The sequence below is a fragment of the Exiguobacterium sp. s123 genome (genome assembly GCF_018617075.1).
Classification (GTDB): domain Bacteria; phylum Bacillota; class Bacilli; order Exiguobacteriales; family Exiguobacteriaceae; genus Exiguobacterium; species Exiguobacterium profundum.
The window spans coordinates 729,607-747,146 of record NZ_JACSJL010000001.1 but is presented as its reverse complement, the minus strand read 5'-3'; the positions used below and the strand labels follow the sequence as shown (position 1 = coordinate 747,146).

Here is a 17,540-nt window from a genome sequence, read left to right as displayed (position 1 = left end):
GCCGGGAAGCCGCCCGTCCCGGCGAAGAACTTCGCGAACGCGGTGTCGAGGTTCAGCTTCGCGTTCGCGAGCGCGAGGCTGTCCGCCTCAGCGAGGAACGGGAACAGGGGCTTGTAGGATGCGGGTGTCGCCGGTTTCCGTCTCGTCCCGTCCCCCGCCTTCGCCTCCTCGCGGATGGCGATGCGGTCCTCGAGCAGCTTGTTGTAGATGAACCGGGCGCAGCCAATCGTCTTGATGAGGAACTCGGCCTGTGCCGGCGTCGGGTGGAGCCTGTATTTGTAGCCTTTCAGCATGTCCGTCCCTCCTCCTTCCAGCAGATCGTGATGTATCTTCCTCATCCGATACCCGCGAAGGGGGATGGAAAATCTGACGGAATCACGAACTTTTGTTCGTCCTATCTGTCACAAGGGGAAAAGATGTTTGGACCGGACGATTCATCTCCCACCTACGCTGGGCTACGCCCCGAGACGCTTAGAGGAGGGAGAATTATCGCCTACTTTTGTTAAAATAAATAATAGAGTCAATGAGAATCAAGACACCAGATAGAAGTCCCATTAGAACAATATAAACAAGTGTACGTTCTAGTAAAGGATTTGGCGCTTCTGTTATCCCGTTGCTATACGATATAACCTCTATCAAAAAAAGCGAGAACAAAGTAAAGAAAACACCTATAAATCCAATTTTATGCATATCATCTCTCCTAATAGTTATTCCCCGACCATCCCGTCACCGTCTCGGTCGTCCATATACTGGTACAACCAATGGTCACGCGTAATCGGCATCTCGAATCCGGCATTTTTGGCTTCTTTGATCGTCACTTGTCCATTTCCGTCAAGGTCGATATCGGATAATTCACGTTCCTCGACCGGCTCCGTCGTCACTGCAGGAGGGGAATCATCCGTCAATCCGAGCGATTCGTTCACTTCCTCCGGATCCACGTTATCATACGTATCGGTGACCGTATTGCCCCGTACGGTATACGTGTATTGGTAGCGGGAAGGAATCTGAGTCGTCGTGTTCGGATAGGTGATGATGGCTTCGAAGTCTTTCGCCCCGCCAGCCTTCCGGATGACATCTTCCATGAATGCCTGGTCGCCGTAACGGTTGAGTGCGCTGTTTTGTGGCGTGATGTTATAGGCGTTCGAGACACCGCCAAGTGAATCGGCGATGATATGGCCTTCGTCGAGGTTCGGGTCTTCGACACCCGGAACTTTTGCCTCGTCTGCATAATAGCGTCCTGAAGAATTAACGTCTTCGGTTTCATCGTCTTGAAGCGTGATTTCGTCGGCAATCACACGAACCAGTTGACCATGTTCGTTCGTGAACGCCCAATACTCACGATCGCCGAAGCCGATATCGACGACGACATTCGCTTCACGTGTGCCGGACTGATCGCCGCCATCGACCTCGATCTTCGTATAGCCTTCAAAAAGATCGCCTTCAGATTCAGGGATCTCGGTGGTTTGTTCCTCTTGTACAGGTTCCTCTTCAACTGTTTGCTCAGTTGACGTCGATGTCGGGACGCTCACATCGGCATCCGTACAACCGGAGAGGAGCAGCACCCCAAGCAGAAATGGAATGTAAAATGGTATTCTTTTCATCTATCTCGCTCCTTATTCGAAGTTACACTGTCGTATTTACTATGTAGCTTATAATGATAGCATAAGAAGACGAGATGTGAGCGTCCTCCCTCAAAATGTGCTCGATGGATTCCTCTCATTTGTGGATTCAGAGAGCTTATGCCAAGATTGAAAAAAAGGGGGAAGAACGTATGAACGAAGTGATTGAGACTTTATTGAACCACCGTTCCGTCCGCGATTTTACGGACGAGAAATTGACAGACAAACAAATCCAGACCATCGTCGAGAGCGCACAACGGGCATCGACGTCTAGCTTTATCCAAGCCTACTCCATCATCGGGGTGACCGATGAAGCGAAGAAGAAACGACTTGCCGAGATTGCGGGCAACCAGTCCTATGTCGTCGAGAACGGTCACTTCTTCGTTTTTTGTGCGGATTTGCACCGCCATGAAGTGATTGGTGAACTGCAAGAAACAGAAGTGTCCTCAACACTTGAGACTGATGAAAAGTTGCTTGTCGCGGTGATCGACGCTGCACTTGCCTCTCAAAATGCAGCAGTGGCGGCAGAGTCGATGGGGCTCGGAATTTGTTATATCGGTGGCATTCGGAACGACCTCTTTGCGGTGAAAGAAGTGCTCGTATTGCCGGAACGGGTCATTCCGCTCTTCGGGATGGCCGTCGGTGTACCGGCCTCAGTCGAGGATCAAAAACCACGCTTACCGTTCCAACATGTCTACCATGAAAATATGTATGAAGCGAATCCAGAACGGATGAAGCAGTCCCTTTCCGATTACGATGCGTTGATCCACGATTACTATATGGTCCGTGGCTCGAACCCGCGTAAAGATACGTGGACTGGTCAAATGGGGCGCATGTTGTCGAAATCGACACGGCTTGACGTCAAAGACTTTTTGAAAGCACAAGGCTATTTGAAGCAATAAGATAAACCGCCGACAACTCTTTGTCGGCGGTTTTGTCATGTTCAATTCAATTGGGCGTCGAGCCAATTCTTGTCGATGGCACCAAATTGCTTCGCGATGATCACACCCGATTCATCGAGCACATACGTCGTCGGCATCGCCTGAATCCGATACGCATCTCCAACTTGGCCGTCACGGTCATAGACGACGGTAAATGCGTCTTCATACGGTTCGACGAACGAGACGGCATCGGCGGGGTCGCGTTCACTCGTCGTCGTGTTGACGGCGACGATGGTCACGTCATCTCGCTCTTTCGCGAACGCCGCCATATCCGGCATCTCCGCCCGACAAGGCGGGCACCAGGACGCCCAAAAGTTGACGACGACGCGCTGACCACTTAGTGAAGTTAAGTCGAATGTACTCCCATCAGTTCGCTGTAATTCGAACGAAGGGGGAATTTGCCCGATGTTCAAACCGGTTGACGCCGTCTCTGTCGTGACAGATTGTGTCGCTTTCTCTGGCAGGACAGCATTCACGACCGCGAGAACGACCAGGACTCCGACACTAATTTGAATCACTTTCTTTGAAGGGCGGGCGAGATAGACCGTCAATCCGAAGAGAACGAGGGCGATGACAATTATCCACCATTGAATCTGTCCGACCGCATATGACTTAAATAGCCAGATGCCGGATGCACCGCATACTGTCCAAAGAATGTTTCCACGAGTCGGTTCATGCATCCAGCGCCACGTCGTTCCGAGTAGCAGAAAAATGAGCATGGCGCTCCATAGATGAATCGGCTGGTCGGAAAGGTTCAAAATCGTCCCGTATACTGGAACCGCGAGTGTCATTCCGAACCAAATGAGGAGTCCGCTCAGCACCCAATACCCTAAAAGGTTCCGGTCGAGTCGATAGACGAACCAAAGGACGACAGCAGCTGCAATCCATTGAGACCATACGCCTCCTGTGGCGTAAAGAGCGAGCGATAGGTCACGTGTCGTCAACAGACCGATGACGATGGCACTTCCTTTCCAGGCAAGAAAACCATAGAACCATGTCCCGATGACGGCTTCACGCTGTTTACTCGACAACCCGAGAAAGCGGAAGATGCCGTAAAGGACGGCAAGGCTTAGTAAAAAGATGAGTAAATCGAAACGAATGTTGAGTGGACCGATGGCGACCACGTCTTTCCCTCCTAAACAAAAGGCGCCCCTCTCGAAGCGGGCGCCATATTCATAGTCAGTATAGCATTACTTGATTTGTTGAGCGTTCAAGACAGTTTTCATCGCGCCATAGCCACCGAGGATATTGTGGATATCTTTGTAGCCGAGCGATTGAAGGACACTTGCCGCCATGCGTGAGCGGACGCCTGACGCACAATGCACCGCAATCGTTCGATCTGTCGGAAGACCTTCGTGGTCACTTGCGAGCTTACCGAGCAAGATGCGCTCTGCCTTTTCGTAATGGCTCGCGTTCCATTCTGTCGCGTTTCGAACGTCGAGGACGAAGACGTCACCTTTTTCAGCAGCTTCGATTGCTTCTTCTGCCGTCACGTCCGTATACGTTTCCGTCAAAAGTGATGCGTCGAGCTCTTCGACTGGGACGATGAAGCGAAGGCGATCGAGACCGATTGATTGAAGGTCGGTCTGCACTTGATCGACGTCATCCGCACTTGCGATAAGTGTGATGTCTTTGTCGAAGTTGACGAGCCAGCCAGCCCACGAGACGAACTTGTTGTTGTACGGGATGTTGATTGTCCCTGGTACGTGTCCGTTCGCAAAGTCTTCTCCTTTACGCGTGTCGACGACTTGCGTCTCTTCGACGAGTGTATCGAGACGGTCCGACCCGATGACTTCAGGACGAGCGACTTCCGTCGTCACTTGGATACCTTCTTTGTTCACTTTTTTCATCATGGCAAAGTAGTTCGGTGGTTCGGGTTGATCCGTCGTCAACTCTTTGATGAAGGCATCTTTATCCGTCATTTGAAGCGCCCAGTTCGTCGCTTTCTCGTAACCGACCGTCGATGTTGGAATCGCGCCGAGCGCTTTCCCGCAAGCACTACCTGCACCGTGTCCTGGCCAGACTTGAACGAAGTCAGGAAGTGCCATGAACTTTTTGAGTGAATCAAACATTTGTTCCGCACCGATTGCCGTCGTTCCTTTCACACCGGCCGCTTCTTCGAGAAGGTCAGGGCGACCGATATCCCCGACGAAGACGAAGTCTCCTGTGAAGATCCCCATCGGTTGTGTCTGGTTCCGGTCATAAAGGAGGAACGAGATATGTTCCGGTGTGTGACCCGGTGTGTGCATGACTTCAAGTGTCACGTTTCCGATTTTGAACGTGTCGCCTTCTTTGACGAGCTGTGCGTCAATTTCTTTCGCGAATGCATACTTCCAAGAAGCATCACCTTCGTCTGATAGGTAGGCTTTCGAACCTGTGCGCTTCGCGAGTTCGAGTGATCCCGATACAAAGTCCGCATGGATATGCGTCTCTGCCGTTGCGACGATGTTCATACCTTCTTTTTTCGCTTCTTGAAGATAAGGTTCGATGTTACGGGCCGGGTCGATGACGATGGCTTCTCCCGTCATTTGGCAACCGACCATATATGAAGCTTGTGCTAATTTTTCATCATAAAAATAACGTAATAGCATATCAATTTCCCCCTATGGATGTAATCGTTTATTCGACTTCGCCTTGCCAGCTCATCATCCCACCGTCGACGTTCGTGACATCGAATCCGAGTGAATCGAGATAGGCAGATGCGTTCATGCTGCGTCCGCCGGCTGCGCAAATGACGTGAATCGGTTTAGAGCGATCGAGCTCATCGACTTTTGCCCCGAATTCAGAAAGTGGTACGTTCTTCGCTTGTTTGATGTGACCTCCAGCATATTCGTCTACCTCTCGCACATCGATGAGGTTGAGTGAGTCGTCTGCTTGAAGTAACGCTTCTAATTCAGTAGTCGTAATCGTCTTCATGAGTCTGTGATCTCCTTTTCATGGTTAAGGTTTTTGGCAACGAGAATGTTTCGTTGGCTTTAATATACCCCATAAGGTATAATGAGCGCAAGTGAAAAGAATTGGAGGGTAAAACATGAAGAGAATTTCCTTATTTGTCGGAGTTTTGGCTTTAATGGCGATTTTTATCTTTGTAACCACATCAGAAAAGGATGAAATTACGAGAATTGACGTTAAAACTCTACAAAACAAATTGGAAAACGAAGAAATAACACTCCTTGACGTACGAGAATCGTCTGAATACGAGGGGGGGCATATCGAAGGGGCGGTGAACGCATCACTTTCTTCATTAGATGCAAATCAACTGCCTTATCCGAAAGACGAACCAATCTATGTGATCTGTCGGAGCGGTAACCGAAGTGCCCAGGCTGCTAGTCAATTACAGGATGCCGGCTATACGGAAATCTATGACGTATCAGGCGGGATGATGGCCTGGGAATCGATTGAATAAGTAGAGAAGACGAGAGCAAATGGAGGAGTCTATATGGAGTTCGGGTTTATCATTACAATCTTTCTAATTGGATTTATCGGGTCGTTCATTTCTGGGATGGTCGGGATTGGTGGATCGATCATCAAGTATCCGATGTTGCTATACATTCCACCGATTCTAGGGTTCGCGGCTTTCAGCGCGCATGAAGTATCCGGAATCAGTGCGATTCAAGTGTTCTTTGCGACAATCGGCGGGATTTATGCTTATCGTAAAGGTGGATACTTAAACAAGCAGTTGATTCTTTACATGGGGGTGTCGGTATTAATTGGTAGCTTCATCGGTGGATACGGATCGACGATTCTTTCGGAAGTGATGATCAATGTCGTCTATGCCGTACTCGCAACGATTGCCACAATCATGATGTTCTTGCCGAAGCCACAAGTGGACGATATGCCACTCGACCAAGTCCGGTTCAACAAAGTGATCGCAGCAAGCTCTGCCTCCATTGTAGGAATCGCCGCAGGAATCGTCGGGGCAGCGGGAGCCTTCATTCTCATGCCGATCATGCTTGTCGTCTTACGCATCCCGACGAAGATGGCGATTGCGAGTTCTCTCGCCATCACCTTCATCTCGTCGATTGGCTCGACGTTCGGTAAGATCATCACCGATCAAATTGTCTGGGGTCCGGCCGTCATTATGATTATCGCGAGCCTGATTGCCGCTCCAATCGGGGCGAATGTCGGGAAGAATATGAATACAAAAGCACTCCAATGGATTTTAGCGCTACTCATCTTGGCGAGTACCATCAAAATCTGGAGTGACTTGATTGCATAAAAAAATCACGATGCCTATATGCTGGCATCGTGATTTTTGTGTTATTTCGTAATGAAATAGTAGAGGAGTCCGAGTCCGATGAACGAGACAGGGAGCAAGATGATGTAGAGCCAAGATACCATCGACCAGCTCTTCTTTTGACTGTACGTGGAGCGGTCTTTCCCGAGCCCGACCATAATAGTGAAAATCATTGCAATCAAACAGACGAGCAAGGCTAATCCGATTGTTAGGTACAAAATATCACACCCTTTACTGACCGTTATAACTTAAGAATAGCTTAAAAGAAGAGCTTGAAAACGTTCTAAATGTTGGGATTTTGTGACCACGCTGATTACTATAAATCACTTTTGAATGTGACTCATATATTCAGACACAGGAGATATTTCAATTCCCAGTGCTTTATCGATAATCGTCAAGGCACTTTCGTGACGTTTTGATGTTTCTGCCGCCACACAATCACGAGGTACATATATATCATAGTCACGCATATATGCATCATTTGCAGAAAAGAGGATACAAATATCCGTCGCGACTCCGGTTAAAATCAATTTCGTCACGTTTAACTGACGAAGTAAAATATCTAACTGAGTTCCAAAGAAAGTGGAGTGCCTTGGTTTTATAATAAAATACTCTTCATCTTCCGGTTCGATTTGCGAGGCAATATGTTCACCCTTAGAAGCCTTTACATACTCAATGATGTCTTCCGTGCTATCTTTCCATTGTCCGAAGTTATCATTACAATAAATGACGGGCAAGTCCAACTCTTTAAAGTGCTTTTTAAGCTCGAGAATCGGTTCAACAATCGCTTCCGTATGTTTACGTAGCATGTCGCCACCTTCAAAATCAAAATCATTGAACAAATCAATAATGAGTAATGCCGTCCTAGACATAGAAATACCTCCTTACTATAAAACTCCTATAGCAAAGAGGTACCACTTTTTCATTTGAAGTATGCTTATTCAGCGAACGTTTTACTGCGGAACATAAATGCCGTGATGAGATAGAAGGCGATGATATGAAGGGCGACATAGAAAATCGAGAAGCCCATCGTAGCGTCCATCGCTTTCATAAACTCTGGGTTGACGTCATAGATGGAAAGGTCTGTATGCAAGAAGACAATCCATTTCGCAAGCTCAGGTTTCCAAGCGACGAGAAGACCGCCGATGATACTTGAGGCGAAGTTTGCGAGTACCGTGAAACCGATGACGACGCCGACCGACTTGAAGACGACCGAGAACATGAGCGTCAAGAAGATGATGAAGATCGGTCCGCTCACACTGATGAGGATCGGACGGACGACATCCCATGTGACAGAGCCGTCTAACGTGAGTGAGAACCCGAACGCGACGACCAAGATAAAGACGAATTGGAGCAACATGACGAGGACGGCCATGACGAGCTTCGACAATAAGATGCGGTCGCGAGAGTACGGGCTCATCAACAAGTGTTTCAACGTATCAAATTTCAATTCGTTCCCGACCATCTCGGCCGTAAAGACAATCGTAAAAATACTCAAGAAAGCGATGGCACCCATCGTTGAAAATTCAAAGAATGATGCCGCTTCTGGTGTACCTTCACCACTGGCCAATACAGCGTATACGATGAGGATGATTGCTGTATACACGCCTAGGGCGACGTATGGTTTAATCGTACGACGCCATTTCATCCATTCATTGCTGAGTAATGAACGCATTGTTCGTACCTCCTTCTTTTTTCGTCAATTTCAAGAATTGTTCTTCGAGTGACTCGTGTTTCATGCCAATTTGATAGACGGCGATATCGCGCTCGATTAATTGTTTCAGTAAGACCGGAATGTCTGTCTCTTGACGCGGTACGATAAACGACTCGGCAGACTGCTGGACGATTTTCACATCATCGAAGGCGAGTGCTGCGACGTCAAGTGCCTCGTTCATCTGTTCCTTGGCAACTTTACAGAGGATGACGCTGTCAGCCTTCGTCTGTCCGTCTTCCACTGACTTGATTTGTCCTTGGTCAATGATTGCGAAACGGTCGGTGATCAATTCCATCTCGCTCAATAAATGGCTCGAGATAAGGATGGCGATTCCGCGGTGGTCCGCAAGATGGCGTAAGTAATTCCGAAGGTCGGCGATCCCGGCTGGGTCAAGACCGTTCGTCGGCTCATCTAAGATGAGCACTTTTGGGTTATGCAACAAGGCACGGGCAATCCCGAGGCGCTGTTTCATCCCGAGTGAGTACTGTTTGACTTTCATATCGAGCTTTCCGTCGAGTCCGACGAGGGCACCGAGTGCATTCAAGTCGACTTTTTTCAAGTTCGGAATCAAGTTCATCGCATGAATCAAGTTTTCCCGGCCCGTCATGTACGGATAGAATGCAGGATTCTCGACGATGGCCCCGATTCGGCTGAGCGCTTCTTGGCGGTTGTTCGCCACGTCATACCCATCGACTGTCACGGTCCCGTGCGTCGCAGGCATGAGACCTGTGATGATTCGAATAGTTGTCGTCTTCCCGGCGCCGTTCGGTCCGAGGAATCCGAAAATTTCTCCTGGAACAACGTCAAAACTGACATTTGTCAATACCGTTGCTTTTCCCATCTTTTTATGGACATTTTGTACGGATAACATGTGGTCACCTAGCTTTCTGTTAAGAGTAATAGTGTAATGCCTACACTCCCTATTACGAGGCTGTTTGAAATAAGGTTTCATCTTTTTTTTGAAATTGTTGAAACAAATACATCAAGACACAATTTATCGATAAGCAAAACTTATTGAAATAGTATGGACGAATTGTGAATTTGTAAGGGTCTTTCTGCGACGAAAGGTGTAGTATGAAGTTGAGCGTAAGAGGCAAGATTTGGTTTTGTTCACCAGGGTAGGAGAAAGGTGAACTGCTTCGGGCTACATGTTAAAATGAAAGCGTTCACAGATTGAACGTTTAGGAATGGATAAGGGGGATTTATTCAATGGGAGAGTCGTCGAATGTTCACGAGAAATCGCAAGCATTTTATGGTCCTAACTTAGGCTACATCATTGAACTGTACGAACAATATTTGGAAGACCCATCATCGGTCGATGAAGAAACGCGCCGATATTTTGACGAATTTGGGGCACCGGAAACGTCGACACCGACAGAAGTTCCAGTCTCGGGTCCATCGTTTGATTTAGAGAAGGTCGTTTCGGCGACACGGCTCATCAACGACATCCGTGCTTTCGGTCATAAAGCAGCTGATATTTATCCACTAAAAGACCATCCGCGCGAGCAGGAGTTATTCGAACTGTCACGCTATGATTTGACAGAAGAAGACTTAAAACAAATTCCAGCCCGCCTTTTATCAGATGATGCACCAAAACCAAACGCGAGCGCCTTGGAACTATTCCGTCACTTGCTTGACGTTTATACAGGAACGGTCGCCATCGAACTCCGTCACTTAGATGACATGGAAGAGAAGAAGTGGATTCGTCGTCAAGTCGAACAAGGGGCGTTACAGCAAACCTTCTCGAAAGAAGAAAAAATTGAGTTATTCAAACGTTTGGCTGAAACAGAACTGTTTGAATCATTCCTTCATAAAACATACGTCGGACAAAAACGCTTCTCGATCGAAGGATTGGATGCGATGGTGCCACTTCTCGATGCGATGGTCGGAGGCCTCATTTCGAGCGGTTCGGAACATATCAACATCGGGATGGCCCACCGTGGACGTTTGAACGTACTTGCCCATGTTCTCGGCAAACCATACGAAATGATTTTTGCGGAGTTCCAGCACGCACCGAACAAAGAATTGATCCCATCTGAAGGGTCAATCGGCATCAACTTCGGTTGGTCAGGCGATGTGAAATATCACCTCGGTCTTGACCGGAAAGTGGTCGAACAGCAAAAAGAAGTCCGTCTCAACTTGGCGAACAACCCGAGTCACCTCGAGTTCGTCGGGTCGGTCGTCGAAGGATACACGCGTGCCGCACAAGATGACCGTTCTGAAAAAGGATCGGCTGTACAGCACGACGATTTGGCAGCCTCAATCTTGATCCACGGAGATGCGGCCTTCCCAGGACAAGGCATCGTCGCGGAGACACTCAACATGACAAACTTGACGGGTTACCGTACAGGTGGGACGGTTCACGTCATCGCCAACAACACAATCGGTTTCACAACGGACCCGAACGATTCACGGTCGACGCGTTACGCAAGTGATATCGCCAAAGGCTACGAGATTCCGGTCTTCCATGTGAATGCGGATGATCCGGAGGCATGTGTTGCCGTCGCGAAGTTGATCAGTGAGTATCGTGCCAAGTTCCATAAAGATATCTTGGTCGACTTGATCGGGTACCGCCGATACGGTCACAACGAAATGGACGAACCGATGAACACGAACCCGGTCCTTTACAAAGCCATCAAAGGACACCAGTCTGTCCGTCACGTCTATGCCGCACGACTTGAGGAAGAAGGCGTCATGACGAAAGATGAGAAGGCGCAAATCGAACAAAAAATCGAAGAGGCATTAAAGGCGGCACGTGATCTCGTTCCTTCTGAAGAAGAGGATGCAGACATCGTGTTACCGGATGCGGTCCATAAAGGATTCCCGAAAGTCGATACGAGCGTCGAACGAGAATTCCTCACGCAATTGAATGAAGAGTTATTGAACTGGCCGGAAGGCTTTGGTGTCTTCCATAAGCTTCAAAAAGTACTCGACCGTCGTCGTGATGCGTTCAGCGAAGGTGGAAAAATTGACTGGGGTCATGCGGAGACGCTCGCCTTCGCGTCAATTCTTTCAGATGGTACGCCGGTCCGCTTGAGCGGTCAAGATTCAGAGCGCGGAACGTTCGCCCAACGGAACATCATGTTGAACGATGTCGAGTCAGGTAAGAAATTCTCGCCACTCCATGAGTTGTCGACGGCGAAAGCATCGTTCTCGGTCTATAACAGCCCGCTCTCAGAAGGTTCGGTGCTTGGATTTGAATATGGCTACAACGTATTCGCACAAGATACACTCGTCCTGTGGGAAGCACAATACGGTGACTTCGCGAACTCGGCACAAGTCATGTTCGACCAGTTCATCTCGGCGGGACGCGCGAAATGGGGCCAAAAGTCAGGCCTCGTCATGCTCTTACCGCACGGTTACGAAGGACAAGGGCCGGAGCACTCAAGTGCACGTATGGAACGTTACTTGACACTTGCCGGGGAGAAAAACTGGACAGTCGCAAACCTTTCGTCTGCGGCACAGTACTTCCATATTCTTCGTCGTCAAGCAGAGATGCTCGGGAAAGAAGAGATTCGTCCGATGATCATCATGACACCGAAGAGTCTGCTTCGTCATCCGCTCGCCACGTCACCAGTCGAGGCGTTCACGGAAGAGAGCTTTAAACCAATCGTCGAACAACCAGGTCTCGGGGAAAACACAGAGAAAGTCGAACGTCTTGTTTTCTGTACAGGGAAAATGGCAATCGACCTCGCGGAAGCGGTCGGCAAGTCAGAAGAGTCACTCGACTTCTTGCATATCGTCCGGGTCGAAGAAATCTATCCGTTCCCGGTTCGTGAGATTCGTGACGTCATCAGCCGTTATCCGAACGCGCGTGAAATCGTCTGGGTTCAGGAAGAACCGAAAAACATGGGGGCTTGGACATATATCGAGCCTCGTTTAGAAGCGGTCACAACGAACCGACTCGATGTCCGTTATATCGGTCGTCGCCGTCGTTCGAGTCCGGCTGAAGGGAATCCGACAGCTCATAAACAAGAACAAGCACGCATCATCCGTGAAGCACTCTCTCGTGACGTCGTCTCGAGCGGTGCAGGCACGAGCACATATCAAAAAGATCGTAAATAAGTTAAGGGGGAACTCATTGTGATCGAAATCAAAGTACCGGAGTTAGCAGAGTCCATTACGGAAGGAACGGTCGCGACATGGCTCAAACAGCCAGGCGACCAAGTCGAAAAAGGTGAAGCCATCGTCGAGCTCGAGACAGATAAAGTCAATATCGAAGTCCCGGCTGACGAAGCGGGTGTGTTAGAAGAGCAACTTGCCGGAGAAGGGGACACGGTTCAAGTCGGTGAAGTCATCGCACGTCTCGGTTCAGGTTCTGGTGGCGGAACGGCTGTCGCGACGAAGACGAAGACGGAAAACGCGACAGAAACGAAAACAGAAGCACCGACTGAGAAAAAGACAGAGTCTATTGAAGAAGGCAAGAAAGTCGAGAAACGTGAAGAGCACGTGGCGAGCCCGGGTAAAGGACCAATCGCGACACCGGCTGCACGTAAACTCGCTCGTGAGAAAGGCATCGATCTCTCAGCCGTTCAAACGAATGATCCAATCGGGCGCATCAACGTCCATGATGTATCGAGACATGAAGAGAAACCGGCTGTGAAAGAGCAGAAACCAGCGGCGGCAGCTTCGGCACCACAACCAGCTGCAGCTGCAAATGGAAAAGAAGAAGAGCGCATCAAAATGACACGTCGCCGTCAGACGATTGCGAACCGTCTCGTTGAAGTGCAACAGACGGCAGCGATGCTCACGACGTTCAATGAAATCGACATGTCTGCGGTCATGGCACTTCGTAAACGTCGCCAAGAGAAGTTCGTGAAAGACAACGATGTCAAACTCGGCTTCATGTCATTCTTCACGAAAGCAGCAGTGGCGGCTCTCAAGCGGATGCCTTACTTGAACGCTGAGATCCAAGGTAACGAAATCGTCTTGAAGAAATATTATGACATCGGAATCGCCGTTTCGGCTCCAGATGGTCTCGTCGTTCCGGTCGTCCGTGAAGCGGACCGCAAAAACTTCGGGGAGATCGAGAAAGATATCCTTCACCTCGCGGACAAAGCGCGTAACAACAAACTCGGGTTGAGTGATTTGACAGGTGGTACGTTCACGATCACAAACGGTGGCGTGTTCGGTTCACTCCTCTCGACACCAATCTTGAACGGACCGCAAGTCGCTATCCTTGGGATGCACTCGATTCAACTCCGTCCAGTCGCCATCGATGCGGATACAATGGAGAACCGTCCGATGATGTACGTGGCACTCTCGTATGACCACCGAATCGTAGATGGTCGTGAGGCTGTGACATTCCTCAAGCACATTAAAGACATGATTGAAGATCCAGAACAATTATTGTTCGAAGCGTAAAACGAGAAGGTACTCGCTCCTATGTAGGGGCGAGTGTTTTTTTTGTAAGGTTATATTGAAACCCTTTTTATGGGATTTGTTGTTGGGTAAATATGTTATCCTTGATGGAGAATAGCTAGAAAAGGGTGTGGGGACAGAATGAAACGGAAAAAAGCGTTTTGGTGGGTTGCACTGACGGGACTTGTCGTCATCGGGATTGCTTCCTATGTTGGCTATACATATTGGAGTGGACCGAATCCAAATGAACTTGACCGGGAGCAGATGACGGAAGAAGACTACACGCGAGCACTCGAATTGATTGATATCATCAAGGAAGAAGACCCACTCGGGCGGCGTCAAAATGTGACGCGCCGCATCAATCCACAGGAGACGACGGGACTCATCTTTGATGATCCCAAAAAGCTGAACAAAGGGAATCTTATTGACGCGATGCATCTGATGACCCATCAAAAAATCTTGGCGACAGAAAAAGCGGGTGCCATCCCGATGACGCATGACAATCTGAAAGAGGTTCGTGACTATTTGGAGTTGTTGCGTGACAAGAATAAAATCAAAAACGATGACTATCTTCAACTCGGTGGTATCATTGAACGCTGGGAACAAGCCATCTTCGATGAAATCGATAAAGAGCAGGACGTTTTGTTAGAGGAAATGTATGCCGCCATCGGATTCTCGAACGGACTGGCGACACGTGCGGAAGAAGAGTTGTTCATCTTGAATAACTTTGGGGGAGAATACGTGTATACGCTGGATTTAGAACCGATGCCAGAAGAGGAAGAACAGAAGGGAGACGTGAATACGAATACGGAAGAATAAGCAAAAGGAGTTCATCACGAACTCCTTTTCGTATGGAGAAACGATGTCACGAAAGCGACTCATGGAAAGAAAGTTGATGTTTCCCGTTCGCTTTTGACCGATATAACGCGTCGTCCGCTTGTTCGATGGCAATGTGTGGTGGTTCCGGTGGACTCCAAATGGACACCCCGATACTAGCCCCGACTTTCACCGATGCGATGTCTAGCGTAATCGGTTTAGAAATTGTATCGATGAGTGTGTTTCCAACCTCCCGAATTTGTTGGGTCGAACGCTCAGTCCTTGGGAACATGAGGAAGAACTCGTCTCCGCTCAATCGAACGGGATAGACCTCCTCGATGGGCAGAGCCCGTAACCGTTGTGCGACCTCGACCAAAACCTCGTCCCCGCCCCCATGACCATATGTATCATTCACCGCCTTGAAGCCATCGAGGTCGAGATAGAAGAAGACGTACGGTTCTTTCGAGGTGTGTAGTTGATTCAGCTGCTCACGTAGGGCGACCCGATTTGAAAGACCGGTCAGTGCGTCACGATTCGCTAGTTTTTCAAAGTGTACCCGTTCCGACTCTGACTCCGTAAGGGAGGTGACGAGCGATTCGAGCGCGAACGCGAGCGACTCAATCTCTTTGATTCCTGATTGATGGGGAAACGTGTTTGCTTTCCCTTGTTCCATGAGCGAAGCCGTTTCGGTGATTCGCTTCAACGGTCTCGTCACGATCGAAGCGAGTAGCCAACCGAGTACAGCCGTCACAAGTGAGGCCAATAAACCAATCCATAGAATTCTCGTTTCAAGTGTCTCGACTGGTGCAAACGCGACTGCCGTCGGCTGACGGACGACGACCTGCCAACCAAGTCCAGGATATTCATCATATCCTTCTCCGATTGACATGCCTGTCAGATAGTCTTGACCGTCATCCCACTCTTTCACGGAGGCGCCTTCTGTAAAGGATACAGGGAGTGGTTTTCCGACCATGTCGTCTGGACCGAGGAGCACGACACTGTCTCGTTCACTGATGACGAATAAATCCGTATCATCGACTTGTTCATGAAGCGTTCGATTGAAATGTTCGAGTACTTCTTTCCCCCAGGCCCAGCTTAAATGAGTGGCAAGTACCCCTTGAAACGAGCCGTCCTGGAAAAGCGGGACACTGATATCGACGAATTGAAGGGGTTCCCCCGTCGGATTAGGCAATAATTCAGCTAAGAGGACCGCCTCGTGGACATCTCCGATAAAGGGAGCATCTTGTGCTTTGAGATAAACCGGTCGTTCGGCAATCGAGGCTCCCTCGAGAATCCCGTTCGTCGAAGCGACGACGGTCCCGGCCGCATCCGTGACGCCCATCCATGAGAAGGCGGGGATGTTCGTCTGGACTTGATCGAGGAGTCGACGTGTTTCATCTCGGTCCTCTAAATCGAGACCTTGTAAGAGTTGGACTTCTTGATAGCGTGACCACATATAAAAATCGAGCTTGTCCGCCAACTGATGCGATGTCGTCGAGAGGCGTTCCCCGATTTCTTGTTCGAGTGAATCAGATGCCCTATGACTGATGAGAGAAGTGAGGGCGATTGTCAGTAAAAAGACGAGCGTGGCAATGCTGAGCGCCAAAATGAGTCCGAGGCGCATCGTAAAAGACTTGATCATGCGTAAATAAACCTCCTAAAGCTTGAATTGAAGAGAATTATGAAAAACGAGTCGATATCATGATAGGAAGAAGAGCTTCCGCTATAATGAAAGACGAGTCAAAATAGATAGAGGTGAAGAGAATGAAAAAGAATCAATTGTTGGTCATCTTGACCATCGTTGCGGTCGCGTTAATCGCATTGGTGTTCGTCTTACTCAACCAAGATGAGTCGACGACAGCCGAGCGTGGCGATCACGTCTCGATTGAAGGACAACCGACACTCGGAAACCCGGATGCGAAAGTATCCGTCGTCGAGTTCGGAGATTACAAGTGTCCTTCGTGTAAACAGTGGGGTGAAACGATTTACCCGCAACTGAAAGCGGATTATCTCGACAAGGAAGACGTCAGCTTCAGCTATATTAACGTCTTGTTCCATGAACAAGAATCAATTTTGGCATCCCTCGCTTCCGAGTCGGTATACGAGCAAGATCCTGAGTCGTTCTGGAAGTTCCATAAGGCGCTCTACGATGCGCAACCGGAATCACAACAACACGACAATGCGTGGGTGACCGTCGAGAAGCTGAAAGAAATCGCAAGCAAGACGACGACATCGGTCGACTTGGCGAAGTTTGAGCAAGACCTTGGGGAAGAATCGACCGTGCTTGAAAAAGTCAGTACGGATGATGGTCTTGTAAAAGAGAACGGTGTCCAATTCACGCCGTCTATCATGATCAACGGTGTGATGCTCGAAGACCCGTTCGATTACGAAAAAATCCAAGAGCTGATCGAGCAGGATTTGTAAGATGAAATCATTTCTCGAAAAGTATGGGTTATACCTCGCTTGGCTCGTCTCGTTGACGGCGACGCTCGGCAGTCTCTACTTCAGTGAGATCCGGGAGTTCGTGCCATGTGAGCTATGTTGGATTCAACGTATCTTTATGTATCCGCTGACCATCCTCTTGGGGATTGCCGTCTTCACGGAAGATCGGGCGGTTCGGAAATATGTGTTACCGCTTACTATCATAGGCGGTTTCGTATCACTTTACCATTACTTGGTACAGAAAGTGCCAGGTTTTGCAGAAATTCAACCTTGTGCACAAGGAGTTCCGTGTAGCGGTCAATACATTAACTGGCTCGGGTTCATCACAATCCCGTTCCTCGCATTGACAGCTTTCACGCTCATCACGATCCTCATGTGGAACGTCAAAAAGCGATAAGGAGTTGGCATGT

General features: G+C 49.0%; 18 protein-coding genes. 8 read left to right on the top strand and 10 right to left on the bottom strand.

Translation table 11 applies throughout. The features are described 5' to 3' along the window. On the bottom strand, window positions 1-293 hold a 293-nt coding region (locus KNO72_RS03835), incomplete at its 3' end, for a helix-turn-helix domain-containing protein (protein WP_214757283.1). Window positions 294-707: 414 nt separating this feature from the next. Continuing rightward, complete coding sequence (locus tag KNO72_RS03830) at window positions 708-1,601, bottom strand: DNA/RNA non-specific endonuclease (protein ID WP_078146469.1); 894 nt, start codon at window positions 1,599-1,601, stop codon at window positions 708-710. Between the two features lie 170 nt (window positions 1,602-1,771). Between KNO72_RS03830 and nfsA the strand changes: the two genes are divergently transcribed. After that, window positions 1,772-2,521 (top strand): oxygen-insensitive NADPH nitroreductase, encoded by a 750-nt coding sequence (gene nfsA, locus KNO72_RS03825; RefSeq protein ID WP_078146470.1) that lies wholly within the window; start codon window positions 1,772-1,774, stop codon window positions 2,519-2,521. Between the two features lie 41 nt (window positions 2,522-2,562). Here the strand turns inward: nfsA and KNO72_RS15875 are convergent, their stop codons facing one another. From KNO72_RS15875 to KNO72_RS03810, 3 genes are all read right to left on the bottom strand, one after another. Then, a complete protein-coding gene (locus tag KNO72_RS15875) occupies window positions 2,563-3,684 on the bottom strand; it encodes a TlpA family protein disulfide reductase (RefSeq protein ID WP_214757281.1) in 1,122 nt (373 codons plus the stop codon). A 66-nt stretch (window positions 3,685-3,750) separates the two neighbouring features. Continuing rightward, window positions 3,751-5,151 (bottom strand): MBL fold metallo-hydrolase, encoded by a 1,401-nt coding sequence (locus KNO72_RS03815; RefSeq protein WP_078146472.1) that lies wholly within the window; start codon window positions 5,149-5,151, stop codon window positions 3,751-3,753. A gap of 28 nt (window positions 5,152-5,179) precedes the next feature. Continuing rightward, window positions 5,180-5,476, bottom strand: coding sequence for a rhodanese-like domain-containing protein (locus KNO72_RS03810; RefSeq protein WP_015881009.1), 297 nt, complete (start codon window positions 5,474-5,476; stop codon window positions 5,180-5,182). 115 nt (window positions 5,477-5,591) lie between these two features. Here KNO72_RS03810 and KNO72_RS03805 point away from each other — a divergent pair, with 115 nt between their 5' ends. Then, a complete protein-coding gene (locus KNO72_RS03805) occupies window positions 5,592-5,966 on the top strand; it encodes a rhodanese-like domain-containing protein (protein ID WP_251025633.1) in 375 nt (124 codons plus the stop codon). Between the two features lie 33 nt (window positions 5,967-5,999). Next, the gene (locus KNO72_RS03800) at window positions 6,000-6,779 is read left to right on the top strand and encodes a sulfite exporter TauE/SafE family protein (protein WP_214689306.1); all 780 of its coding nucleotides are present in this window, start codon (window positions 6,000-6,002) and stop codon (window positions 6,777-6,779) included. Between the two features lie 41 nt (window positions 6,780-6,820). Here the strand turns inward: KNO72_RS03800 and KNO72_RS03795 are convergent, their stop codons facing one another. From KNO72_RS03795 to KNO72_RS03780, 4 genes are all read right to left on the bottom strand, one after another. Then, window positions 6,821-7,015: a hypothetical protein gene (locus tag KNO72_RS03795; RefSeq protein WP_214689412.1), complete on the bottom strand. Its 195-nt coding sequence runs from the start codon at window positions 7,013-7,015 to the stop codon at window positions 6,821-6,823. 105 nt (window positions 7,016-7,120) lie between these two features. Further along, window positions 7,121-7,669, bottom strand: coding sequence for a cysteine hydrolase family protein (locus tag KNO72_RS03790; RefSeq protein ID WP_214689304.1), 549 nt, complete (start codon window positions 7,667-7,669; stop codon window positions 7,121-7,123). A 65-nt stretch (window positions 7,670-7,734) separates the two neighbouring features. Further along, entirely contained in the window at window positions 7,735-8,472 is a 738-nt protein-coding gene (locus KNO72_RS03785) for an ABC transporter permease (RefSeq protein ID WP_047795575.1), read from the bottom strand. Then, window positions 8,450-9,382: an ABC transporter ATP-binding protein gene (locus KNO72_RS03780; protein WP_074037619.1), complete on the bottom strand. Its 933-nt coding sequence runs from the start codon at window positions 9,380-9,382 to the stop codon at window positions 8,450-8,452. The genes KNO72_RS03785 and KNO72_RS03780 overlap by 23 nt, the downstream gene beginning before the upstream one ends. A gap of 338 nt (window positions 9,383-9,720) precedes the next feature. Here KNO72_RS03780 and KNO72_RS03775 point away from each other — a divergent pair, with 338 nt between their 5' ends. The 3 genes from KNO72_RS03775 (at window position 9,721) to KNO72_RS03765 (ending at window position 14,691) form a co-directional block, all read left to right on the top strand. Continuing rightward, on the top strand, window positions 9,721-12,576 hold the full coding sequence (locus KNO72_RS03775; RefSeq protein ID WP_015881016.1) for a 2-oxoglutarate dehydrogenase E1 component: 2,856 nt from the start codon (window positions 9,721-9,723) through the stop codon (window positions 12,574-12,576). Window positions 12,577-12,594: 18 nt separating this feature from the next. Next, a complete protein-coding gene (gene odhB, locus KNO72_RS03770) occupies window positions 12,595-13,875 on the top strand; it encodes a 2-oxoglutarate dehydrogenase complex dihydrolipoyllysine-residue succinyltransferase (protein ID WP_214731778.1) in 1,281 nt (426 codons plus the stop codon). A 138-nt stretch (window positions 13,876-14,013) separates the two neighbouring features. After that, entirely contained in the window at window positions 14,014-14,691 is a 678-nt protein-coding gene (locus tag KNO72_RS03765; RefSeq protein WP_214689300.1) for a DUF6241 domain-containing protein, read from the top strand. A gap of 46 nt (window positions 14,692-14,737) precedes the next feature. On the opposite strand, the gene KNO72_RS03760 is transcribed toward KNO72_RS03765, so the two are convergent. After that, a complete protein-coding gene (locus KNO72_RS03760) occupies window positions 14,738-16,330 on the bottom strand; it encodes a diguanylate cyclase domain-containing protein (protein WP_214689298.1) in 1,593 nt (530 codons plus the stop codon). A 122-nt stretch (window positions 16,331-16,452) separates the two neighbouring features. Between KNO72_RS03760 and KNO72_RS03755 the strand changes: the two genes are divergently transcribed. After that, entirely contained in the window at window positions 16,453-17,112 is a 660-nt protein-coding gene (locus KNO72_RS03755) for a DsbA family protein (protein ID WP_214689290.1), read from the top strand. A 1-nt stretch (window position 17,113) separates the two neighbouring features. Then, on the top strand, window positions 17,114-17,527 hold the full coding sequence (locus tag KNO72_RS03750) for a disulfide oxidoreductase (RefSeq protein WP_214684844.1): 414 nt from the start codon (window positions 17,114-17,116) through the stop codon (window positions 17,525-17,527). The last annotated feature ends 13 nt before the right edge of the window (window positions 17,528-17,540 follow it).